The sequence below is a fragment of the Lysinibacillus sp. NPDC096382 genome (assembly GCF_044762845.1).
Classification (GTDB): domain Bacteria; phylum Bacillota; class Bacilli; order Bacillales_A; family Planococcaceae; genus Lysinibacillus.
Genome location: NZ_JBIWFC010000006.1, coordinates 202,017 through 225,280 on the forward strand (window position 1 = coordinate 202,017; position 23,264 = coordinate 225,280).

Below are 23,264 nucleotides of genomic sequence, written 5' to 3' on the forward strand. Positions count from 1 at the left end.
CCCGATTACTTTTTCTCCCTACCTGAGTAGTTCCCACGTTACCCGATCTCTTTGCCAAAAACTGCCCCATATTCACCCAACCACCAAAAAAATCGCCTCAAAAGTATGTAAATACCTTTGAGGCGATACCAGTAAAGCTACTTAGTAATAGCTTATTTTAAGTTATAGAATGATTTTAAACCAAGGTACTCAGCTGTTGCACCAAGTTGATCTTCAATGCGAAGAAGTTGGTTGTATTTAGCTACGCGGTCTGTACGAGATGGAGCACCTGTTTTAATTTGACCAGCGTTTGTAGCAACTGCGATATCAGCAATTGTTGCATCTTCAGATTCACCAGAACGGTGAGAGATAACTGCTGTGTAACCAGCGCGTTTTGCCATTTCGATCGCTTCAAATGTTTCTGTTAACGTACCGATTTGGTTTACTTTGATAAGGATCGCATTACCAACACCTTGCTCAATACCAGCAGCTAATTTTTGCGTATTTGTTACGAATAAATCGTCACCTACTAATTGTACGCGAGCGCCGATACGATCTGTTAATAATTTGTGTCCAGCCCAGTCATTTTCGTCTAAGCCATCTTCAATTGAGATGATTGGGTATTTGTTTGTTAGCTCTTCATACCATCCAACCATTTCTTCAGAAGTTTTAACAACACCTTCACCGTCTAAGTGATATTTGCCATCTTCTTTATTGAATAATTCAGATGAAGCAACGTCCATTGCAAGTTTTACTTCTTCACCTGGTTTATAGCCAGCTTTTTCGATTGCTTCTAAAATTACAGTAATGGCTTCTTCGTTAGAACCAAGGTTTGGTGCGAAACCACCTTCGTCACCTACAGCCGTATTATAGCCTTTAGCTTTAAGTACTGCTTTTAAGCTGTGGAAGATTTCAGCACCCATACGTAATGCATGACGGAATGATTCTGCTCCTACAGGCATTACCATGAATTCTTGAATGTCTACGTTGTTGTCAGCGTGAGCGCCACCATTTATGATGTTCATCATTGGTACTGGTAGTTGTTTTGAGTTAAACCCACCAAGATATTGATAAAGAGGTACATCTAAGTAATCTGCCGCAGCATGTGCAACTGCCATTGATACACCTAGAATGGCGTTGGCACCTAGTTTACCTTTGTTTTCTGTGCCATCTAGCTCGATTAAAGCTTTGTCGATGACTACTTGATCAAGAACTGAGTAATTACCTTCTAGCTCTTGAGCAATAATTGTGTTTACATTTTCAACTGCTTTTAATACACCTTTGCCTAGGTAACGAGATTTGTCACCGTCGCGTAATTCTACTGCCTCATATTCACCTGTAGATGCACCTGATGGTACGATTGAGCGTCCAAAAGCACCTGATTCTGTAAATACTTCAACTTCTACCGTTGGATTCCCACGTGAGTCTAAAACTTCGCGCGCATAAATTTGTGTAATAAATGGCATAATTAATTCTCCTCTTTTTCAATTAATGATTGACCTGTCATTTCAGAAGGTTGTGACACCTCTAATAATTCTAACATGGTTGGCGCCAAATCGGCTAAAATACCACCATTTCTTAACATTAAATTTGCTTTTGTCACAATTACTGGAACAGGGTTTGTTGTATGAGCTGTCATTGGAGCCCCTTCTAAAGTAAGAACTTCATCAGAGTTACCATGGTCAGCTGTAATAATAGCTGCGCCACCTTTTGCAAGGAGTGCATCTACTACTTTACCAAGACATTCATCGACTGTTTCAATGGCCTTGATGGTTGGCTCTAACATTCCGCTATGCCCAACCATATCAGGGTTAGCGAAATTAAGAATAATGCCATCAAATTTATCAGCCGCAATCTCTGCAAGTAATGCTTCTGTTACTTCATAAGCACTCATTTCAGGTTTTAAATCATATGTTGCAACTTTTGGAGATGCAATTAAAATACGCTCTTCTCCTTCAAATTTCTCCTCACGACCACCACTCATAAAGAATGTAACATGCGGATACTTTTCTGTTTCTGCAATACGAAGTTGTGTTTTGCCATTAGAAGCTAACACTTCACCAATCGTATTTTTTAAGTTATCGTTTTCATACGCAACTTGAGCGTGTACTTCATCACTGTAGTGTGTAAATGATACAAATTTTAAATTCTTTGGCTGCTTATCTGATAAAGCAAAGCCATCAAATTCACTATTTGTAAACACTTTAGACAGCTGAATTGCACGGTCAGGGCGGAAGTTGAAGAAAATAACAGCGTCATTATCGTCAATTGTTGCCACGGCTTCCCTATGCTCTTGAACGCTAAATGGAATAACAAACTCATCTGTTACATCGCGTTCATATGATGCAGCTACGCCCTTTGCTGCGCTGTCAGCTGTTTGACCAACACCATCTACTAGTACATTATACGTAAGGGCTACACGATCCCAGCGTTTATCACGATCCATTGCATAATAACGACCATGAATAGAAGCGAATTGACCTACGCCAATGTCCTTCATTTGTTTTTCAGTTTCTTCAATATAGCCTAAAGCTGTTGATGGTCCAACATCACGACCATCTAAGAAACCATGTACAAAGACTTTGTCTAAGCCTTGTTGTTTTGCAAGCTTTAATAGTGCAAACATATGCTCATAATGGCTATGTACGCCACCATCTGAAAGTAAGCCCATAATATGAAGCTTAGATTGATGAGCTTTAGCATGTGCTATGGCATCCAAAAATGCTTTATTCGTATAGAAATCTCCCTCACGAATAGATTTGTTTAAGCGTGTTAAGCTTTGGTAGACAATACGTCCAGCACCTATATTTAGATGTCCAACTTCAGAGTTCCCCATTTGACCTTGAGGTAACCCCACCGCTTCACCAGCTGCAGTTAATGTTGAATGCGGGAACTCATTCCAAAAACGATCGAAGTTAGGTTTGTTTGCTTGAGCTACTGCATTTCCGAAAGTTTCGTCGCGAAATGCAAAGCCATCTAGAATAATTAATGCTACTGGCTTTTTAGGCATTTGCTGCCGCCTCCAATAATTTCAAATATGATTCTGGTTGTAAACTTGCTCCACCAACTAAAGCGCCATCGATATGCTCTTTTAATAATAATTCCTGAATGTTCTCAGGTTTTACGCTACCACCGTATTGAATTCGTACAGCATTGGCCGTTTCAGCATTATATAATTCCTTCACTACTGCACGAATTGCTCCACATACTTGGTTAGCATCTTCTGCTGTAGCTGTTTTACCTGTACCGATTGCCCAAATAGGTTCATAGGCGATCACCATATGCTCCACTTCTTGTGCGCCAAATCCAGCAAGTGCTGCTGTAATTTGATGAGCAACCTTTTGCTCAGTAGTCCCCGCTTCACGTTCCTCAAGCGTTTCTCCACAGCAAATAATTGGTACGATATTATACGCTAGTGCTGCAGCAACCTTTTTATGGATGGCTTCATCTGTTTCGTTATAATATTCACGTCGTTCAGAGTGTCCTAAAATAACATAGTCTACTTCCACACTTGCTAGCTGAGCTGGACTAATTTCTCCAGTGAATGCACCTTCGTTTTCATAATGCATCGTTTGTGCACCAATTGCTAGCTCAGATTCACTAGCAACTTGCACAAGCGTAGGTAGGTAAAGTGCTGGTGCACAAACAACAGCGTCTACTTTATCATTTGAAGGAAGTTTGTCCTGTACCGAATCAACAAACTGAATAGCCTCTTCAAATGTTTTATACATTTTCCAGTTACCTGCAATAATTGGTTTACGCATCATTCTTGCCTCCTATGTTTTTATTCCACGTTAATGATTTATTTATCGTTTAATGCCACAATTCCAGGAAGCTCTTTCCCTTCCATTAATTCCAGTGATGCACCACCACCTGTAGAAATATGGTCCATTTTATCGGCAACTTCAAACTTTTCTACTGCCGCTGCAGAATCCCCGCCACCGATCACAGTATAACCAGTTGTTGTCGCCATAGCGTCAGCTACAGTTTTTGTACCATTCGCGAATTTATCCATTTCAAAAACACCCATTGGTCCATTCCAAATGATTAATTTAGAATTTTTAATAACTTCTGCATATTTAGCAGCTGTTTTCGGACCAATATCTAAGCCCATCCAGTCAGCTGGAATAGCGTTTACATCTACAATTTGTGTTTCAGCATCTTTTGAAAATTCGCTTGCGACTACGGCATCGATTGGCATATGTAATTGCACGCCTTTTGCCTTTGCTTTTTCAATAAAGGATTTTGCTAAATCAATTTTATCTTCTTCTAATAAAGATTTACCGATATCATAACCTTGCGCTTTAATGAATGTGAATGATAAGCCACCACCAATAATTAGATGGTCTACTTTTTCTAATAAGCTTTCAATCACACCAATTTTGTCTTTAACTTTGGCACCACCGATAATGGCTGTAAATGGACGCTCAGGGTTAGATAATGCTTTACCTAGCACATCTAATTCCTTTTGCATAAGGTAACCAGATACTGCTGGTACATACTTAGTAATTCCTTCAGTTGACGCGTGTGCACGGTGAGCTGCACCGAACGCATCATTGACATAAACGTCTGCTAATTTTGCAAATTGCTCTGCTAATGCTGGATCATTTTTCTCTTCGCCAGCGTGGAAGCGAACATTTTCAAGAAGAATAATGTCACCATTTTGCATATTTGCAACAGCTTCTTCAACCTCTTGACCAATTGACTCATCTAATTTAGTAACAGGTTTACCCATTAATTCTGCTAAACGTACACCTACTGCAGTTAGGCGCATATCCTCTTTCACTTCACCCTTTGGACGTCCTAAGTGAGAAGCTAAAATTACTTTGGCACCTTGTTCCACTAAATACTCAATTGTAGGAATTGCTGCTCGAATACGTGTTTCGTCAGTAATCGCACCTTCTGCCATCGGTACATTAAAATCAACACGTACAAATACGCGCTTACCTTTTACATCAATATCTTTCATCGTCTTCTTATTTAACATGAAGAAACCCCCTTCAAAGTTTTTAGTCATGAATTACCTGGATTCACCCATCTTGGCTCCTCACATGATTCACTTAACTGTATTAGATAAAAATAGTTGATCCATCATCACATAGGATTAATTTTGTTTAATAAGCATTTTCAAAAAAAACGCTTGGAACGGAAATCAACCCACGTTATGGTGAAGTACCCTTTTACTTGCTTTTATAGTAGCAAAAGTCACGTTCTATGTCTTGCAATTACATAACCAGTCACGTATCTGCCTTATATTTCGTATAAAAAAGGAGTAAGGGTAAATTCCCTCACTCCCATTACCCTTGTACATTATATCTTTAAGATATTATAAAGGCTATACTTTTTGTGCGCAAAAAGCGGTATTGTGTCACACTTTTTACTTTAGTTATCGAATTATGTCACTTATTTAGTGTTTAATCCTTTTTCTGCGATATATAAAGCTAAGTCCATTAAACGAGTAGAGTAACCAATTTCGTTATCATACCATGCAAGAACTTTTACCATACTATTTTCTAATACCATTGTAGAAAGACCATCTACAGTTGAAGAGTTATGGTTACCATTGTAGTCAATTGAAACTAATGGTAGTTCGTTGTAGCCTAAAATACCTTTAAGCTCATTTTCTGAAGCTTCTTTTAATGCAGCATTAATGGCTTCTTTCGTTACTTCTGCTTTTAGCTCCACTACTAAGTCAACACATGAAACGTTCGGTGTTGGTACACGCATAGAGAAGCCATCTAGTTTACCTTTTAAGTGAGGTAATACTTTTGAAACTGCAACTGCTGCACCTGTTGTTGTTGGAATCATTGACACTGCACCAGCACGTGCGCGACGTGGGTCAGAGTGCGGGAAGTCAAGGATACGTTGATCGTTTGTATATGAGTGAATTGTCGTCATCATACCGCGCTCAATACCAAATTTTTCATCAAGTATTTTTGCAACTGGCGCTAGACAGTTCGTTGTACAAGAAGCGTTTGAAATAACATCATCTGTTTCAGGGTTATAATCCTCATGGTTAACCCCCATTACAAACGTTGGCATTTCGCCCTTCGCTGGAGCTGAAAGAATAGCTTTTTTAGCACCTGCTTGAATATGCTTACCTACTTCTTCCATTGAGCGGAATCTACCTGTACATTCAAGTACTACATCAACACCTAGTTCACCCCAAGGTAAATTTGCAGGATCTTTTTCAGCATAAACTTTAATGTTTTTTCCATTTACTACGAAAGAATCGCCGTCTGCATAAACATCAGCATCGTAGATACCGTGTACTGAATCATAAGTTAATAAGTGTGCAAGCTGGCCTGCATCTGTTAGGTCATTTACTGCAACCACTTCAAATTCATCGTGCTTCATTGCTTCACGAAATACTAATCGTCCAATACGTCCAAATCCATTAATAGCTAATTTTAATGCCATTGTCAATTCCTCCAATAATGTTTAAATAATTTATTTTGCCTCGGACATTTATAATATCCACAATTGGCCCTATTCTCATTCAGAGAGTGTTGTAGCACCCGCCGAAATTTGAGTAATTTATAAAGAAGGTAAACCTTCAGCTATAGCTTTTGCGGCTACTTCATCCGTTATAAAAATGGTTTGCTTTGGTGCTACCTTAAAGTACGATAGCATTGCCTTCACTTTTTGTTTACCAGCAGCAACTGCAATGACTTGCTTACTTCTTTGCACTTGTTCAAACTGTATACCGATTGTTCGAATTCGATGTACAATTTCGCCTTCTGCATTGAAATAATAACCAAATGCTTCACTTACTGCACCCTTTTCTTCGAGTATCTGTAAATCCTCAGGCGATGAGTTACGACGAACTGCCATTTCTTCTGCCGAACCAATACCATGAATAACACAATCTGCACGATCATAATAATTCATCATTTCAGTTACCATTGGCTCTGTTAACATTGCTTGATAGGCCTGCTCACTTAAATGCTCTGGTAAAAATAATGTGCGATACTGTGCATCCATCTGCATGGCAAATGTTGAGACAAGTGTATTGGCTTGCATTTGCATTTCATGCCCAATACCTCCACGAGCAGCAACAAATGTAATGTTGTTTGCATCAGCTGGATGTAAAAATTGCGCGAGTGATGCAACCGACTTGCCACCAGTAACAGCTACTATTTGACCATCAAAGGTTGTTGATATAAATTGTTGTGCTGCCTCTTTTCCAAGCAATGTTAATATCGTATCGTCCTCATTGTAATCACCTGGAACAACAATTACATGCTGTAAGCCAAAATGGTTTTTCAGTAATTTAGCTAGCTGTGTAATGCCAGACCATTCATAGACGAGTGCTCGAAGCTTATCAATAACTACATTACCTTCGTCTGTACATACCATACCCGACTTTTGAGAATCTATTAACCCTTGCTCACGTAAAATATCCGTTCCTTTACGAATTTCTCGTTCAGTCATTTTAAGTGAATCAGCAAGTGTACGACGCCCAATTGGCTGCATAAGCTGAACTGTTTGCAAAATACGATATCTTGATTGCAGAAGCGGATACATTTCTGGAAGTAGCCTTTGCTGCGCCTCAGGTACAGAAAACATATAATCTACTCCCTTTATAATAGTTATGGGTTATTTTTTGTCCCACCACTTAAAATTATGTCCCACTTACAATTTCATTATAATACGCTTTAAAATAAAGAGCAAGTAAATGTTATGTTTTGGCATTGAAAAGTAATTTAAGCATAGTGACCTAAATGTGGATGCACTAAGGCTTATAAAAATTTTTTTACGCTAAAATCATCACGTCATGTGATAACGCCTTCAATTGTGTTGGCCCGAGACCCCGGAGCGAGCGAAGCGGCTCATCGGACCCCTTCGGAAGCTTTGCTCTGTGCGAAAGCGTAGCGGCAGCAACAAAGCGCCCAGCAGGAACGGAAATCACCCCCACGTTATGGTAGTGAGTCTGATTAATCAGTGTTTAGTTTCTATTAACAAAAAAACTCGTAACCACATTGTCATGGCTACGAGTTTTTTGTTAGCTTATTTTGTGAAAGATAAAATTGCGTTTTTCTTAAATCCGCCTAAAGCTTTTGTTGCTTCACTTTTATTTGTGTATTCAAAAATACGAACGTCCTTTTTCTCAAATACTGTAATAACCCACATTGTAAAATCTCCCTTCAACTATATGTTTTTGTAATATAACAACCACTAAAAATGTGATATCTCCGATAAACTGTTTTATAACAATCTCTTACTGATTCTTATTCTACTCCTATTTTTTTAAAAATAAAGCCTAATGTGAAGGTCTTCACAAACTGTTCAATTTCTAAACGCTTTCATTGAACAATTTGTGAATTGTGGTTATTACCGCTAAAAATTCGAGTAAAGTAACTATCAATTATTTCGATGTGGGTCCTCAGTTGTGTGTTTTGTTGCCGCTACGCTTTCACACAGATAAATTGCCATAAGACGTAGCGTTCTTAGCCTATTCCTCTTTTCAGTGGATGTTTGGAAGCACGCTAAAAGAAGCAAAAAAATTGCTCTCTTTCTTCACCGCCATATACATAGCAGAAAAAATGCGGAGTTTTTAAGATTCACTTATTGTTTTGCTTCATTAAACGAGCGATTTGCTGCTCATTTGTATGTTCGATTTCTTCTAATTTTTGAATCACTAAATGCTGTCTTTCATTAGAATGATTCTGACTTAACTTTTTCTTACCTTCCATACTTAAGATTTTTAATTTAAAGCCCTGAACTCCTTTATTTAGGTTACTTACAAGCTGCTCATCTACCTGAGTAAGGCTATATGTGCTGGTATGATGTTCATATTCATTAATCATGTTGTTAAAGGAGTTCATTAATTCATCATCGTTTTCCATAAGTTCGATTTCTCCATAAACATGTACTGCTATATAATTCCATGTTGGGACAGCATGATTTGTTTCATACCATGAGGGAGATATGTAGCAATGTGGCCCATGAAATATTGCTAAAACCTTTTGGTTCTCAATATCTTTCCATTGAGGATTCCCTTTTGCAAAATGCCCAATTAAATAATCTTTTGTGTCATTCAACAATAACGGAAGATGTGTAGCAAAGGACATTCCTTCATGAGTCGAAAAGAGTGTTGCAAAACTGTTTTCCTGAATCACTTCTATCATCTCTGAAACATCCTTCATTTTAAAAGCCGCTGGTATGTACATAAGCAAATCCCCCTTTGTTATTCGCTACACAAATGCTCCATAAGTGTTGCGTAATCCAAATTGCCGTATTGTATCACTTGCCCATCTTTTTCTACTACCGGAATCATCAACATATACTTTTCATGTATGCTCTCGTCTTCTTCAATATTAATAATTTCTATATCGAAATCTATATCTTCCTGTACAAGCTTTAATGTATGCAGTCCTTCTACACATAGTCCACAATTAGCTCGACTAAAAAATTTCACGTTCAATTACAGCACCTCCCTTAAGAGCTATTATAAAACTATTAAACAAGAGAGTGTAATGTCCCCTTCAAAAAATGGCTCTAATGACTCCTATCCCTAAGCACAGTTCTAGAATACATGGATTATTCCTTTAGAGCCTCTAGTTAAGAAAAAACTGTGCAAGGTACTCCCTGCACAGTTTACTTTCATCTTATTTTTTTAAATGGCTATCTAAGAATTTTAGCATGGCAGTGTAGAAATCGATACGGTTTTCTTCATTATGGAAACCATGGCCTTCATTTTCTTTCAGCATGTATTCCACATCAACGCCTCTAGCACGTAATGCTTCAACGATTTGATCGGACTCAGCCTTATTTACACGTGGATCATTTGCACCTTGAGCTACAAATAGCGGTGTTTTAATTTTATCCACATGGAAGACAGGTGAAGCAGCTGTTAATAGCTCCTTATCTTTTTCTGGATGCCCTACACGCTCATAAAGCATTTCACGCATTGTTTCCCAATATGGAGGAATTGTATTTAATAGTGTAAAGATATTCGATACACCTACATAATCAACTGCTGCTGCATATAGATCTGGTGTATAAGTGATACCTGCTAATGTTGCATAACCTCCAAAGGATGCACCATAAATTCCGATGCGTTTAGGGTCTGCAATACCTTGGTCGATTGCCCATTGTACGCCATCTGTAATATCATCTTGAATTTTTAGACCCCATTGCTTATTACCAGCTTCAAGGAACTTTTTACCGTATCCAGCTGAAGAACGGAAATTCATTTGTAGTACCGCATAACCACGATTTGCTAGTAATTGCGTCTCAGGATTAAAGCCCCATACATCGCGTCCCCATGGTCCACCGTGTGGATTGACGATAAGTGGCAGATTTTTAGCCTCTTTGTTTTTCGGTAAAGTTAAATAACCGTTAATCGTTAAGCCATCACGACTCTTATATGAAATTGGATGCATTTCTGCAAGCTCCTCTGGGTTTAACCAAGAGCCTAACGTTGCTAATTCTTTTAATTCGTCAGTTGTTGAATCGTAGTAATAATATTTTCCGTAAACAGTGTCACTAGAAACGTTAACGATAAATTTTGTCATTTCTTTGTTGTAATCATTAATGCTTAATTCACTTTCTTGAACACCTAATTTGTTTTGAATTTTACGGAATAGTTTTTCAAAGTCTTCATCAAAGAATTGATAGTGTGCTTTATCTGTTATATATCCACCATATAATACTTTATCTTTCTCAGGACTGTATAATACACCTATTACATCCACTTCTGAGTTGGACATAATTACTTCTTCTTTACCTTCTAAATCATATTTCACCACTTCTACTTTATCTCTGCCTTTATTAGAAGTCGCGAAAATATGTTTATTGTCTTTAGAGAAAGCAAGTGGCATTACTTCATCTCCTGCTTTCATTTCAATAAATGGTTTGAATTCATCTTTCTCTGAATCACGGTAAAGGATAGTTCCTTCTACACCATCTGAAGTAACTGCCAGACGTACATTTCCATCATGATCTGCTAACCAACTTGCAATATTACCTGGATTTTTCGCAACATGTGTAGTTACTCCAGTCTTCACATTAAGCTTGTACACATCAAAAACTTTTGCATCTTCTTTATTCATTGTAATAAGGATTTCGTCTTTAACGCCCTGTAAATCACTTAATAACGCAACTGTTACATTCGGATATGGCGTTAAATCCTTCTCCTCATTCCCATTAAACGTTGTTGAATAAATGTGGAAGTTTTCATCGCCACCTTTATCCTTTACATATAGTAAATTATCATCTTTCCAGAAGGATCCACCAAGATCGCGATCCGTTGAACTAGATACACGTACTGGCTCACTATCGTCATTCATTTTCTTTACGAACACATTTGAACGATTTTCCCATGCAGATTTATAAGTAATGTAATTTCCGTCTGGTGAAAGATGATAGCCGCCGTTTCCTGGATTTTTCATGAAATCTTCTATGGAAATTTCTTTCACGCCTTCATTATTGCTGACACCATTTTTCACATTTTTAGCATTGTTTAAAATTTTGACCGCATCTTGTTTAGAAATTGTTTCACTAGTTGACAGACCATTAAATAAGCCAAGTTTATTTGCTTTTTCTTGATACTCAGCAAGTGTTGCTTCTTTTTCCTCTTTATTTAAAGCTCTTACTAAAATACGTGCCGCTTCGTCACGTTTAATATGGACACTTAAATCTTTTAATTCCTCGCCTTTTACCCATGTATCAATGATTTGCTGACGCATTGTCTCTGATCCATGTTGGAATGTTAGAGCTGTTACAGTTAAATCTAAAAATCCCTTAGCAGATAGACGTTCCTCTTTTACTTCTACTTGACTGCTAGTTTCATTGGCAGCGCGCACTTCCTGCATAGATACAGGAATAACCGCAGATGATGTTAAAATAACCGCTAATGATGCTGATAAAAACCTTTTTTTCAAAATGATTCCTCCTTATATCAGTACGCATTATGCATATTGTTAATACAATGAAATTATACCAACTTCAGTATATTTGTCAATTATTGGTCCTAACGATAAAAGACTGCGCGAGAAACTTAGTTCCTGCACAGTCTTCTTTCATACTTATTTTTTTAAATGGCTGTCTAAGAATTTTAGCATTGCAGTGTAGAATTCGATACTGTTTTCTTCATTAAGGAAACCGTGGCCTTCATTATCCTTCACCATGTATTCCACATCAACGCCTCTTGCACGTAATGCTTCAACGATTTGATCAGATTCAGCTTTGTTTACACGTGGATCATTTGCACCTTGAGCTACAAATAAAGGTGTTTTAATTTTATCCACATGGAAGACAGGTGAAGCGGCTGTTAATAGCTCTTTATCTTCTTCTGGATTGCCCACACGCTTATAAAGTTGGTTACGCAATGTGTCCCAATACGGAGGGATTGTATTTAAAAATGTAAAGATGTTAGATACACCTACATAGTCCACTGCTGCAGCATATAAATCTGGAGTATATGTAATCCCAGCTAAAGTTGCATAACCTCCAAAGGATGCACCGTAAATTCCGATGCGTTTAGGGTCTGCTATCCCTTGGTCGATTGCCCATTGTACGCCATCTGTAATATCATCTTGGATTTTTAGACCCCATTGTTTATTACCAGCCTCTAAAAACTCTTTTCCATAGCCAGTTGAAGAACGGAAATTCATTTGTAGTACTGCATAACCGCGGTTAGCTAGTAACTGTACCTCTGGGTTAAAGCCCCACATATCACGTGCCCACGGACCACCGTGAGGGTTGACGATAAGTGGGAGATTTTTAGCCTCTTTGTTTTTCGGTAAAGTTAAATAACCGTTAATCGTTAAGCCGTCACGACTCTTATATGAAATTGGATGCATTTCTGCAAGCTCCTCTTGTTTTAACCAAGGGCTTAACGTTCCCATTTCTGTCATTTCATCTGTTGTTGAATCATAGTAATAATATTTTCCGTAAACAGTGTCACTAGAAACGCTAACAATGAATTTTGTCATTTCTTTATTGTAATCATTAATGCCTAATTCACTTTCTTGAACACCTAATTTATGTTGAATTTTACGGAATAGTTTTTCAAAGTCCTCGTCAAAGAATTGATAATGTGTCTTATCTGATACATATGCACCGTACAATACTTTATCTTTCTCAGCATTATATAATACACCCGTTACATCTACTTCTGAGTTAGACATAATTACTTCTTCTTTACCTTCTAAATCATATTTAACTACTTCTACTTTGTCTCTTCCTTTATTAGAAGTTGCGAAAATATGTTTATTGTCTTTAGAGAAAGCAAGTGGCGTTACTTGATCCCCTTCTTCCATTTCAATAAATGGCTTAAATTCATCTTTTTCTGAATCTCGATATAGAACAGTGCCTACTACACCATCTGAAGCAACTGCCATACGTACATTTCCATCACGGTCTGCTATCCAGCTCGTAATATTACCAGGGTTTTTCGCAACATGTGTAGTTTCACCAGTCTTTAGGTTAAGTTTGTACACATCAAAGACTTTTGCATCTTCTTTATTCATCATAATAAGGATTTCGTCTTTAACGCCCTTTAAGCTACTTAATACCCCAACTGTTACATTCGGATAAGGTGTTAAATCCTTTTCTTCATTACCATTAAATGTTGTTGAATAAATGTGGAAGTTTTCATCGCCACCTTTATCCTTTACATATAGTAAATTATCATCTTTCCAGAAGGATCCACCAATATCGCGATCCGTTGAACTAGATACACGTACTGGCTCGCTATCGTCATTCATTTTTTTTACGAAAACGTTTCTACGGTTTTCCCATGCAGCGTTAAAAGTTATGTAATTGCCATCCGGTGAAAGTTCATAGCCAACGTTTCCTGGATTTTTCATGAAATCTTCGACAGAAATTTCTTTCACGCCTTCATTATTGCTGACACCATTTTTCACATTTTTAGCGTTATTTAAAATTTTAACCGCATCTTGTTTAGAAATTGTTTCACTAGTTGGCAGACCGTTAAATAAGCCAAGTTTATTTGCATTTTCTTGATACTCAGCAAGTGTTGCTTCTTTTTCCTCTTTATTTAAAGCTCTTACTAAAATACGTGCAGCTTCATCACGTTTAATATGGACACTTAAATCTTTTAATTCCTCGCCTTTTACCCACGTATCAATGATTTGCTGACGCATTTTCTCTGATCCATGTTGGAATGTTAAGGCTGTTACAGTTAAATCTAAAAATTCCTTAGCAGATAGACGTTCCTCTTTTACTTCTACTTGACTGCTAGTTTCATTGGCAGCGCGCACTTCCTGCATAGATACAGGAATAACCGCAGATGATGTTAAAATAACCGCTAATGATGCTGATAAAAATCTTTTCTTCAAAATGATTCCTCCATATATCAGTTTATGTTATATCGTTTGTCGATATAATTGAATTATAGCAATTTTATCTACATTGTCAATTATTGATAATAATTAAGTATATTTCCCTTTTAAACCAATAAAAAAAGCAAACTGCATTGAGTTCACTTTTTTACTATAAACAGTTGTGCCTCGGCATAATTACGTGACATCCACCGAAAGCTTCATCCCACCGCCTATAAAGGAGGGAGACTTCTGTATCTGTCTCTACCAAAACACTTGTAACTACCGGTTCACTTACGTTACATAAGGCTGGCATCTGAAATTAAAATTTCCGACTTGCTCCTCCACCAGCAGATGAGCCGCCTCCGAATCCGCCAAATCCACCGCCCCTAGAGCCGCCACCTCCGAATCCACCTGGAAAACTACCCGGAAAACCGCCACGTCTACCAGAACGAGGCCCTCCTCCTCTACCATTAGAAATAAATGTATAAATAACAAGTACGATGATAGCGATTAAAATAATCACCCACGGTGGCATTTCTTCATTGTCAGCTGTATTTTCAGGCATCTCTCCATCCCAATTGTATTCCTGTGCGACAGTTTGAAATACGTCTGCATACGTTGCTTTAAATGCCTTATTAATGTCTCCAGCTCTTGCATTTGGATAAAACGCTGTATCTAAAATGCGCCCCAACTTGCCATCAGGTAATGCTCCTTCTAGACCTTGGCCTACAGCAATGACGACATCATTATTGCCATCGCCCTGCCCAAACGTTGCTAAAATTAAAACACCATTATTTTTTTGCGCATCGCCAATACCCCATGAACGAATCATTTTTGTTGCATACATTTTTGGTTCTTCTCCGTTAATAGTATCTACCGTTACGACCATAATTTCAGCACCTGTGCCTTTGTCTAGCTGCTCGGAATAGTGGTTGAGTTCTTCCTTTACGGATGTTGATAAAACATTAGCAAAATCATGAATATACGTATTTTTCATCGGTGTCGGCATTGCGGCCTCCGCCATTCTTATAGACAGAATAAACATGATGCTAACAATAGCAAGTTGGAATATTAACCGTTTCATTATTGTTTACCTGAACTGCCAAAATCTATAGATGGTGCCTTTTCAGCACCCGCAGCTGCTTTAAAGTATTCTTTCTGTTCAAAACCAAACATCCCTGCAATAAGATTGCCTGGAAAACGTTTAACCGTTTTATTAAAAGTCTGCACTTCATTGTTATAATCTTCTCGAGCCACTGCTAAACGATTTTCTGTCCCAGCTAATTCATCCATTAATTGACGGAAATTTGCATCTGCCTTTAAATTCGGATAATTTTCTACGACTACTAGTAATCGACTAAGTGCCCCGTTTAATGCATCATTGGCAACCGCCTGTTCCTTTGGACTTTGAGCACTTCCCATTTGTGCACGTGCCTCTGTAATGCTAGCGATCACTTCTTTCTCATGGTTAGCATAACCTTTTACAGATTCTACTAAGTTCGGAATCAAATCGTAGCGACGTTGTAGCTGATTTTCAACTTGCGCCCATTTCGAATCTACGCTTTCCTCTGCCGTTACTAGACTATTGTATTTTGGAATAAATAGTAAGGCCAATACAACTAAAATAATAACGATTATTCCTACAGGTCCAAATATTTTTTTCAATTCTAAAACCTCCTTCGCTTTCTTTTAGCTATCATCCATGATAAGCCTTTCTTTTTTCTTACCACTAATGTGCAGCAAAAAAAACATCCCTATTCTACATATATGCAAATGCATTAATACCGTATGAAATTTCTCTAACGTGCCATACTTAATACTGTAACAAACTATGATATTTAGGAGGCGCTTTTTTTGACACAATCGTTTCAAAACGAATCATCAAACCAAACATCGTTTAATCAACAACAAAGCCTAAATCATGGTGGACATGAGCAAATGGACTTGCATGAAACAATAGGTGCAATCATTGCTTGTATGAATCAATCCATTGTTTTACGTCCACATGTTAAGGACACAGAGTTGCTTAGTATTTTGGATCGCCAATATAATTTCACATTAGGTATGTATAACACTATTGTGGAATCTTATAACACAGGTCATGATCCATCTGTTCCTACAGGTCGCTATCAAATGGAGACAGGAAATAATTTTAAATATGGATTGACTCCTGGCCAACCTAAAAAGCCAATGCAAAATGCAAATGAGCTCAGCGATGAATGTATTTCTGGCTTCTTACTTGGCGCTCAAAAAGGTGTGGCAAAAGGTATGACTGCAGCAGCAACAGAAACTACAAACCCTGTTGTTCGTCGCGTTATTGCAGATAGTATTCCCAACTGCATTGAAATGGCATACGAATTATCTATATACCAAAATATGCATGGCTACTATCAAGTACCTCAATTTTCTCAACAAGATATGCAAACGATGCTTAATGCATACAGCACTACAACAAATCCCCTTCATTAATTCTAAAAAACAAGAGCAGCCCCCTCTGTGGTCACTATCACCCAGGGGCTGCTCTTGTTTAACTTTTTATAAAAAATGCTTTCGTTCGTGGATCCGCAAAAACTTCATTCATAAAAACAATGCGAAAAACTAAAAATAGCACCAGGAGTAAATGTTTATCCATTCATCCTGGTGCTATTTTTAATTATTTGCAAAAAAAAAAAAGAATCCCCTCAGATAGGATTCTTTTTTTCGACTAGTATAACTAGTCTTCACGTACAGTATGTTCACTAAAAAATAATTTGGAATTGTTGCTTTTTTGAAGGTTTGAAAGGAACATATACGGGAATAATGCCTCTTAGGCAATATTTCCATTATATTCCCTTCTCTTTTCCCCACTAAGCAGGCTGCTAAACTACTTATTAGGAGAATTGAGTTATAAAAGTAAATCAAATAATCAGTAAAATGGCGCCCTCGGAGGGAATCGAACCCCCAGTGCAAGAACCGGAATCTTACGTGTTATCCATTACACCACGAGGGCAATTAAACAAAAAAAAAGTACTCACCCTAGGCTTTAGAAAAGCATGATGTAGATAACCCTCATGTGAAGCATACCTGCAAAATAGTGTACTGTACTTTAACTTATGTGACCTTATCAATTATACAAACGTATTGCCCATTTTTCAACTATAGAATGCAAAACATTTTAACTTTTTTTTTTTCATTCAATAAGCGTCAAAATACTACGGAAAAAAGATAAACCACAGACGGATATCACAGATTCTGAATTGTGTATGCGTGAAAGCGAAGCGGCAACGGTAAATGTTTTTTATAGCAAAAGCAGCGGTAGGATAAAATGTTTTTTGGGCGAGGGCGGCGCGGCGGCGACAAATGTTTTCTCTGTGAAAGCGAAGCAGCACTATAATTACGCCAAGGCAAAATTGATTTAATTTATTTTACTTTAACAGGGTTAATATTTGACCTTCCCTGACTATAATGTGTATGATAAGGATACAGCTGAATTACCAAGGAAGTTTTCAGCAAAAGTATTCGAATTTAGTTTTTTAAGGAGGATTTAACATGAATTTAATTCCTACAGTTATTGAACAAACAAGTCGTGGTGAACGTGCGTATGACATCTATTCACGACTACTAAAAGACCGTATTATCCTATTAGGAAGTGCAATTGACGACAACGTTGCTAACTCAATTGTTGCTCAACTTCTATTCCTACAAGCAGAAGATCCAGACAAAGATATTTTTCTTTACATTAACTCACCAGGTGGATCTATCACTGCTGGTATGGCAATTTATGACACAATGCAAATTATCAAGCCACAAGTACAAACAATTTGTATCGGAATGGCAGCATCTATGGGTGCTTTCCTACTTGCTGCTGGTGAACCTGGTAAACGATTCGCATTACCGAATGCTGAAGTAATGATTCACCAACCTCTTGGCGGTGCACAAGGTCAGGCAACTGAAATCGAAATCGCTGCAAAACGTATTTTATTCTTACGTGAAAAATTAAATGGAATTTTATCGGAACGCACTGGTCAACCACTTGAAGTCATTGCAAGAGATACAGACCGCGATAACTTCATGACAGCTGAGCGTGCAAAAGAATACGGCCTAATCGACCAAATTATGGAACGCAAATAAAAATAGTTAAAGGCATCCCAGATTATTTCTGAGATGTCTTTTTTTGTTCGACATTAACTATATTGGTTTGATGGGACTATCCTTCACTTTGATTGGGCTATCCACGATTTTAATGGTTCTATCCACGACTTTAATGGCTCTATCCACGATTTCAATGGTTCTATCCACGACTTTGGCTACTCTATCTTTCATTTTGACGGTTCTATCCATTATTTTGACTCTTCTTTCTGTCGCTTCGGCCTTTTTTCCGTCGCTTCGGCTCTCCTTCCCATCGCTTCGGCCTTTCTTTCCGTCGCTCTGACTCTTCTTTCCGTCGCTCTGACTCTTCTTTCCGTCGCTTCGGCCTTTCTTTCCGTCGCTCTGACTCTTCATTCCGTCGCAGCCTTTTCTTTCCGTCGCTTCAGCCTTTCTTTCCGTCGCTTTGACTCTTCTTTCCCCAAAAGCCTTTTATTTCCATCACTTTGACTCTTCTTTCCGTCGTAGCCTTTTCTCTCCGCCGCTTTCACTATTTTTTTCTATCGTAGCCTTTTATTCCCGTAAAGCTTTAGCTCTACTTTCTGTGCAAAAGCGCAAAAAAAAACTGTCCAACATGTAAGTTTTACTGTTTGGACAGTTTTTGCATCATAGTTTTTTAATCTTCTTTTTCGATTAGTGCTGCTAATGCTGTAACCGCTTGCTCAGCATCGTTGCCATCGCCACTAAGTACAACCTCTGTTCCTTTTGCAATCGCTAAGCTCATAACACCCATAATGGATTTAGCATTTACTTTTTTCTCGTCTTTTTCCAGAAAGATATCTGCGCTAAAACGATTTGCTTCTTGTACAAATAGTGCTGCTTGTCTAGCTTGTAGTCCTAATTTTAATTTTACATGGACTCTTCTCTCGGTCATTCTTAAAACTCCCCTTTACTACCGTTCATCTATTATTTTTATCTTACCTTACTTACTAGCAAAAGAACAATACGCGATTAGGCTTTTCACATTCATACCTGAAAAGTATGAAAATTTAACCACCAATTTTTTCTCCGCTTCTTAATGCATCGGCTATTTCATCTATTTTCCGTAATCGATGATTGACACCGGATTTACTAACCGTTCCACTTGATACCATTTCACCAAGTTCTTTTAGTGTGACGTCTTGGTATTCTACGCGTAATCGTGCAATTTCACGTAGTTTTTCTGGCAATTGATCTAGACCTATTGAATTTTCAATAAATCGGATATTTTCTACTTGACGTAATGCTGCGCCTATTGTTTTATTCAAGTTCGCTGTTTCACAGTTGACTATGCGATTAACACTATTTCTCATGTCTCGCAATATACGGACGTCTTCGAACTTCATCATTGCTTGATGCGCTCCAGCAATGTTAAGGAAATCTGAAATTTTTTCCGCTTCTTTTAAATAAGTTACAAAGCCTTTTTTTCGTTCAATTGTTTTTGCATTTAGCTCAAATTCATTCATTAAATCCATTAAAGCCTCGCCGTGCTCTTTATATAATGAATAAATTTCTAAATGGTAGGCGGATGTTTCTGGATTGTTGACAGAGCCACCAGCTAAAAATGCACCCCGTAAGTATGCTCTTTTTTGACCACTCTTTTTAATGAGCTTCCGAGAAATAGTATGATTAAATTGAAAGTCGTCTGAGATGATTTCTAAATCAATCAGTAGCTCACGCGCACCTTCTCTTACGCGGCAAATGTATACGTTATTTTTTTTCAAACGCATTTTTTTTCTAACAAGTAACTCTACATTATACGGATACAGCTTCTTCATAATCGTATAAAGTCTTCTTGCGATTGCAGCGTTTTCAGTTTGTACGTCTAAGCTTAACTGTTTATTAGCAAAGGATAATGAACCATTCATACGAATTAGGGCAGATACTTCTGCTTTCATACAATGATTGTCCGCTTCTATTTGAGTTAACTCTTTTTTCGTTTCAGAAGCAAAAGACATATCACGCCCTCCTTTCAACTTTTTGTTCTATGTATATGTTCATCTTATCATATACAATAAGCGCTTTATGATTCACTAACTTCTTGTTCATAGATATTAGCGTAATCTACAAGCCATTTCGCAACGTTTGTAGCATTATGACGCACCGTCCCATCTGGGCGAATCGTGGCAATATCCCGTTTAATAACCTCTAATCCCATGCTTTCAAGCTTTGCAACGTCGAATGTTACTGGCTCAGCACACTCTTCCTTATAAAGCTCTTTTACAGGATGAGGGAGTTTTACATCATTTACTAATATAGAATCAATGAAGGAGTCTCCAACATGTTTATATATAGCTTTAACATGATCACCCGCTGTATATGAAATGGTTTCACCTTTTTGAGTCATTAAATTACAAACATAAATTTTTCTTCCTTTAGCCTTTACAACAGCTTCTCCTATTCCTTTTACAAGGAGGTTTGGAATTATGCTTGTATATAAACTTCCTGGACCAATTAAAATATAGTCAGCACGATATATTGCTCGAATAGCCTCTGGTAACGGTTTCACATTTTCAGGCACTAAAAAAACTCGACTAATTCGTTTTTTTGCCTTTGGAATTTTAGATTCCCCTTCAATGATTGAACCGTCCTCAAGCTCAGCATGTAAATTTATCTTTTTGTTGGCAGCTGGTATGACGCGACCATGGACCTTTAAAACCTTTCCCATTTCGCTAATAGCATGGTTAAAATCCCCGGTAATATCTGTTAAAGCAGTCAGCATTAAATTACCTAATGAATGCCCACGTAAATCTTCTGATGCAGAAAATCGGTATTGAAACATTTGCTCTACAAGCGGCTCAACATCCGATAACGCCGCGATCACATTACGGACATCACCAGGTGGTGGAATATCATAGTCATCTCGTAAACGTCCTGAAGAACCACCATCATCTGCTACTGTCACAATTGCAGTAATATCAAATGGGTGGTGCTTGAGCCCTCGTAGTAACGTAGAAAGCCCCGTACCACCACCAATTACAACAAGCTTTGTTCGCTTCTTTCCCATTCACTCAATCCTTTCTACGATTGATGTCACGATGTGTAATAACAGTGTTTTCCTTTCCAGCTAAATATGCCCCAAAATACTCTGCTAATGTTACTGAACGATGCTGTCCTCCAGTACATCCAAAAGCAATGACAAGTTGTGATTTGCCCTCTTGTCTATAGAGCGGAATCATAAATTCAAACAAATCCGTTAGTTTTTGAATGAGTGTTTGCGTATCTTCAAGTGCCAGAACATAAGAAGATACCTCAGTTTGTAATCCCGTTTTATGGCGTAACTCTTCTACATAATATGGATTTTTTAAAAAACGGACATCAAATACTAAGTCGGCATCTATCGGCATACCATGTTTAAATCCGAAAGACATGATATTTACCGAGAAAATATTATCAGCATCACTGGCAAATTCTTTAGCGATTTTTTCTCGTAGCTCTTTAGGCTTCATATTAGATGTATTATAGACAAATTTAGCGCGACCTTTTACTTCGGATAAAAGCTTACGTTCTTGTTTAATGCCATCTAATGGTAAACCATTTACAGCCAATGGATGTGCACGTCTTGTCTCTTTATAACGTCTAACTAAAGCTGCATCATCTGCATCTAAAAATAAAATTCGTGCAACGATGTCACCTTCTTTAAGAATATGGTCGAGAGCGCCGATAAGAGAATCAAAAAAGTCGCCACCACGCATATCCATGACAGCTGCTATACGTGTAATATTTTTACCAGAATCCCTTAGTAAGGTTAAAAATGTTGGGAGTAGTGCTGGTGGTAAATTATCAATACAGTAATACCCTAAATCCTCAAAGCTTTGAATAGCTACTGTTTTCCCAGCTCCAGACATTCCTGTAATAATAACCAATTCATGTGTACCTTTTGGTCCTTCAACCACCACTGTCATGCAGCTCCTTTATTGTTCGATTGATATTTGTATTTTCTCATGCAGTAATTCAAAATCAGTTGTGTATTCAAATGTACCGTACTGAATGCCTGATTGTGAGATAGCAAATTGTAAGTTTGTTCGATCACCTTCAGCCATTGGCAAATGTTCCAAATCCTCTACTGGGTGCCATGCAAGTTTGCCTTCTCTAGTTTCTTTAAACGGTACTCCTTCTACATCCTTTGCAACAAATGTATAAAGCATCCATTCGTCCACTACCTCATTATTCTCTTTAATAACCATCGTATAAACACCTTTTAAATGAGCATTTATTGGTGTGACATTTGTTTCTTCTTTAAACTCACGTACTGCAGCCTCATAAATCGATTCACCGCTCTCCATTTTACCGCCAGGAGCTACGAACCAGCCACGTCTCGGCTTCTGAAGTAATAACACTTGACCGTCTTTTACGGCTATTAAATTTGCAATTCTTTGCATAGGCACACCTCTAATCTCTTTTGCATTCTACCTTTCATTATAGCAAGACCAAACAAGGTTGTCCTCAATTCTAAACTTTACGTCATTTGCAATTGTAACTTCATCGATACTGTTTTTAACCTTTACTCAAACATATGAAACTCAGTCATAAAAATTTACGTTCACAACAAAAATAGGCTGCTCCACCTAATTTGGTGGAAACAACCTACTCAACAAAATAAAAGGGGGATTGCTAATTACAATATATATATTACACCTTTTATATGTCATTCAAGTTACAACTATATTAAGAGCGTATTAAAATTGTATTTTTTTCCTCAAAATATTGATCTTGGGATCATCACCAAAACGTGTGCTTGATTTCCGTTCCGACTGGGCGCTTTGTAGCTGACGCTTCGCTTTCGCTACAGAAAACATTTGTTGCTGCCGCTTCGCTTTCGCACAGAAAAAACATTTGTTGCTGCCGCTTCGCTTTCGCACAGAAAAAACATTTGTTGCTGCCGCT

General features: G+C 37.9%; 22 protein-coding genes and 1 tRNA gene. 2 read left to right on the forward strand and 21 right to left on the reverse strand.

Annotated features, from left to right (window positions below; translation table 11 throughout):
- Window positions 1-152: 152 nt before the first annotated feature.
- From eno to ACIQZA_RS11550, 13 genes are all read right to left on the reverse strand, one after another.
- A complete protein-coding gene (gene eno / locus ACIQZA_RS11490) occupies window positions 153-1,445 on the reverse strand; it encodes a phosphopyruvate hydratase (protein WP_142509298.1) in 1,293 nt (430 codons plus the stop codon).
- Between the two features lie 2 nt (window positions 1,446-1,447).
- Complete coding sequence (gpmI, locus tag ACIQZA_RS11495; RefSeq protein WP_402881677.1) at window positions 1,448-2,989, reverse strand: 2,3-bisphosphoglycerate-independent phosphoglycerate mutase; 1,542 nt, start codon at window positions 2,987-2,989, stop codon at window positions 1,448-1,450.
- A complete protein-coding gene (gene tpiA / locus ACIQZA_RS11500) occupies window positions 2,982-3,743 on the reverse strand; it encodes a triose-phosphate isomerase (RefSeq protein ID WP_402881705.1) in 762 nt (253 codons plus the stop codon). Before tpiA ends, gpmI begins: the two co-directional genes overlap by 8 nt.
- A 38-nt stretch (window positions 3,744-3,781) precedes the next feature.
- Window positions 3,782-4,966 carry a phosphoglycerate kinase gene (locus ACIQZA_RS11505; protein ID WP_402881679.1) on the reverse strand — a complete coding sequence of 395 codons (1,185 nt, stop codon included), beginning with the start codon at window positions 4,964-4,966 and terminating at the stop codon, window positions 3,782-3,784.
- Window positions 4,967-5,382: 416 nt separating this feature from the next.
- Window positions 5,383-6,399, reverse strand: coding sequence for a type I glyceraldehyde-3-phosphate dehydrogenase (gene gap / locus ACIQZA_RS11510; protein WP_400937747.1), 1,017 nt, complete (start codon window positions 6,397-6,399; stop codon window positions 5,383-5,385).
- A 117-nt stretch (window positions 6,400-6,516) separates the two neighbouring features.
- Window positions 6,517-7,548: a sugar-binding transcriptional regulator gene (locus ACIQZA_RS11515; RefSeq protein ID WP_402881682.1), complete on the reverse strand. Its 1,032-nt coding sequence runs from the start codon at window positions 7,546-7,548 to the stop codon at window positions 6,517-6,519.
- A gap of 441 nt (window positions 7,549-7,989) precedes the next feature.
- A complete protein-coding gene (locus tag ACIQZA_RS11520) occupies window positions 7,990-8,112 on the reverse strand; it encodes a hypothetical protein (protein WP_255505174.1) in 123 nt (40 codons plus the stop codon).
- A gap of 431 nt (window positions 8,113-8,543) precedes the next feature.
- Window positions 8,544-9,152: an FMN-binding negative transcriptional regulator gene (locus tag ACIQZA_RS11525; RefSeq protein ID WP_402881684.1), complete on the reverse strand. Its 609-nt coding sequence runs from the start codon at window positions 9,150-9,152 to the stop codon at window positions 8,544-8,546.
- Window positions 9,153-9,169: 17 nt separating this feature from the next.
- On the reverse strand, window positions 9,170-9,406 hold the full coding sequence (locus tag ACIQZA_RS11530; protein WP_053485826.1) for a glutaredoxin family protein: 237 nt from the start codon (window positions 9,404-9,406) through the stop codon (window positions 9,170-9,172).
- Window positions 9,407-9,590: 184 nt separating this feature from the next.
- Window positions 9,591-11,867 (reverse strand): S9 family peptidase, encoded by a 2,277-nt coding sequence (locus tag ACIQZA_RS11535; RefSeq protein WP_402881686.1) that lies wholly within the window; start codon window positions 11,865-11,867, stop codon window positions 9,591-9,593.
- A 144-nt stretch (window positions 11,868-12,011) separates the two neighbouring features.
- Window positions 12,012-14,288 (reverse strand): S9 family peptidase, encoded by a 2,277-nt coding sequence (locus tag ACIQZA_RS11540; RefSeq protein ID WP_402881688.1) that lies wholly within the window; start codon window positions 14,286-14,288, stop codon window positions 12,012-12,014.
- Between the two features lie 304 nt (window positions 14,289-14,592).
- Window positions 14,593-15,357, reverse strand: coding sequence for a TPM domain-containing protein (locus ACIQZA_RS11545; RefSeq protein ID WP_400937759.1), 765 nt, complete (start codon window positions 15,355-15,357; stop codon window positions 14,593-14,595).
- Window positions 15,357-15,938 carry a LemA family protein gene (locus tag ACIQZA_RS11550; protein WP_142509289.1) on the reverse strand — a complete coding sequence of 194 codons (582 nt, stop codon included), beginning with the start codon at window positions 15,936-15,938 and terminating at the stop codon, window positions 15,357-15,359. Before ACIQZA_RS11550 ends, ACIQZA_RS11545 begins: the two co-directional genes overlap by 1 nt.
- Before the next feature lie 189 nt (window positions 15,939-16,127).
- Here ACIQZA_RS11550 and ACIQZA_RS11555 point away from each other — a divergent pair, with 189 nt between their 5' ends.
- Window positions 16,128-16,742 carry a spore coat protein gene (locus ACIQZA_RS11555; protein ID WP_142509288.1) on the forward strand — a complete coding sequence of 205 codons (615 nt, stop codon included), beginning with the start codon at window positions 16,128-16,130 and terminating at the stop codon, window positions 16,740-16,742.
- Window positions 16,743-17,187: 445 nt separating this feature from the next.
- Here ACIQZA_RS11555 and ACIQZA_RS11560 read toward each other — a convergent pair.
- Window positions 17,188-17,262 (reverse strand) — tRNA-Arg (locus tag ACIQZA_RS11560).
- A 539-nt stretch (window positions 17,263-17,801) separates the two neighbouring features.
- Here ACIQZA_RS11560 and clpP point away from each other — a divergent pair.
- Window positions 17,802-18,383 (forward strand): ATP-dependent Clp endopeptidase proteolytic subunit ClpP, encoded by a 582-nt coding sequence (clpP, locus tag ACIQZA_RS11565; protein WP_132361998.1) that lies wholly within the window; start codon window positions 17,802-17,804, stop codon window positions 18,381-18,383.
- 57 nt (window positions 18,384-18,440) lie between these two features.
- Here the strand turns inward: clpP and ACIQZA_RS11570 are convergent, their stop codons facing one another.
- The 7 genes from ACIQZA_RS11570 to ACIQZA_RS11600 all read right to left on the reverse strand — a co-directional run.
- Complete coding sequence (locus ACIQZA_RS11570) at window positions 18,441-18,593, reverse strand: hypothetical protein (RefSeq protein WP_402881692.1); 153 nt, start codon at window positions 18,591-18,593, stop codon at window positions 18,441-18,443.
- A 421-nt stretch (window positions 18,594-19,014) separates the two neighbouring features.
- Window positions 19,015-19,272, reverse strand: a complete 258-nt coding sequence (locus ACIQZA_RS11575) for an HPr family phosphocarrier protein (protein WP_053485816.1) — start codon at window positions 19,270-19,272, stop codon at window positions 19,015-19,017.
- 115 nt (window positions 19,273-19,387) lie between these two features.
- Window positions 19,388-20,335 (reverse strand): DNA-binding protein WhiA, encoded by a 948-nt coding sequence (whiA, locus tag ACIQZA_RS11580; protein ID WP_142509285.1) that lies wholly within the window; start codon window positions 20,333-20,335, stop codon window positions 19,388-19,390.
- 65 nt (window positions 20,336-20,400) lie between these two features.
- On the reverse strand, window positions 20,401-21,384 hold the full coding sequence (locus ACIQZA_RS11585) for a gluconeogenesis factor YvcK family protein (RefSeq protein ID WP_400937770.1): 984 nt from the start codon (window positions 21,382-21,384) through the stop codon (window positions 20,401-20,403).
- 4 nt (window positions 21,385-21,388) lie between these two features.
- A complete protein-coding gene (rapZ, locus tag ACIQZA_RS11590; RefSeq protein ID WP_142509283.1) occupies window positions 21,389-22,282 on the reverse strand; it encodes an RNase adapter RapZ in 894 nt (297 codons plus the stop codon).
- A 9-nt stretch (window positions 22,283-22,291) separates the two neighbouring features.
- On the reverse strand, window positions 22,292-22,759 hold the full coding sequence (locus ACIQZA_RS11595; RefSeq protein ID WP_142509282.1) for an NUDIX domain-containing protein: 468 nt from the start codon (window positions 22,757-22,759) through the stop codon (window positions 22,292-22,294).
- A gap of 297 nt (window positions 22,760-23,056) precedes the next feature.
- Window positions 23,057-23,264 (reverse strand): hypothetical protein (locus tag ACIQZA_RS11600; RefSeq protein ID WP_402881695.1); only part of this gene is annotated, 208 nt, incomplete at its 5' end.

What these genes read in the sequence shown, in the direction of transcription:
- eno (WP_142509298.1), bottom strand. Translation starts at nt 1,445, where the DNA reads ATGCCATTTATTACACAAATTTATGCGCGCGAAGTTTTAGACTCACGT.
- gpmI (WP_402881677.1), bottom strand. Translation starts at nt 2,989, where the DNA reads ATGCCTAAAAAGCCAGTAGCATTAATTATTCTAGATGGCTTTGCATTT.
- tpiA (WP_402881705.1), bottom strand. Translation starts at nt 3,743, where the DNA reads ATGCGTAAACCAATTATTGCAGGTAACTGGAAAATGTATAAAACATTT.
- ACIQZA_RS11505 (WP_402881679.1), bottom strand. Translation starts at nt 4,966, where the DNA reads ATGTTAAATAAGAAGACGATGAAAGATATTGATGTAAAAGGTAAGCGC.
- gap (WP_400937747.1), bottom strand. Translation starts at nt 6,399, where the DNA reads ATGGCATTAAAATTAGCTATTAATGGATTTGGACGTATTGGACGATTA.
- ACIQZA_RS11515 (WP_402881682.1), bottom strand. Translation starts at nt 7,548, where the DNA reads ATGTTTTCTGTACCTGAGGCGCAGCAAAGGCTACTTCCAGAAATGTAT.
- ACIQZA_RS11520 (WP_255505174.1), bottom strand. Translation starts at nt 8,112, where the DNA reads ATGTGGGTTATTACAGTATTTGAGAAAAAGGACGTTCGTATTTTTGAA.
- ACIQZA_RS11525 (WP_402881684.1), bottom strand. Translation starts at nt 9,152, where the DNA reads ATGTACATACCAGCGGCTTTTAAAATGAAGGATGTTTCAGAGATGATA.
- ACIQZA_RS11545 (WP_400937759.1), bottom strand. Translation starts at nt 15,357, where the DNA reads ATGAAACGGTTAATATTCCAACTTGCTATTGTTAGCATCATGTTTATT.
- clpP (WP_132361998.1), top strand. Translation starts at nt 17,802, where the DNA reads ATGAATTTAATTCCTACAGTTATTGAACAAACAAGTCGTGGTGAACGT.
- ACIQZA_RS11570 (WP_402881692.1), bottom strand. Translation starts at nt 18,593, where the DNA reads ATGGATAGAACCGTCAAAATGAAAGATAGAGTAGCCAAAGTCGTGGAT.
- ACIQZA_RS11575 (WP_053485816.1), bottom strand. Translation starts at nt 19,272, where the DNA reads ATGACCGAGAGAAGAGTCCATGTAAAATTAAAATTAGGACTACAAGCT.
- whiA (WP_142509285.1), bottom strand. Translation starts at nt 20,335, where the DNA reads ATGTCTTTTGCTTCTGAAACGAAAAAAGAGTTAACTCAAATAGAAGCG.
- ACIQZA_RS11585 (WP_400937770.1), bottom strand. Translation starts at nt 21,384, where the DNA reads ATGGGAAAGAAGCGAACAAAGCTTGTTGTAATTGGTGGTGGTACGGGG.
- rapZ (WP_142509283.1), bottom strand. Translation starts at nt 22,282, where the DNA reads ATGACAGTGGTGGTTGAAGGACCAAAAGGTACACATGAATTGGTTATT.
- ACIQZA_RS11595 (WP_142509282.1), bottom strand. Translation starts at nt 22,759, where the DNA reads ATGCAAAGAATTGCAAATTTAATAGCCGTAAAAGACGGTCAAGTGTTA.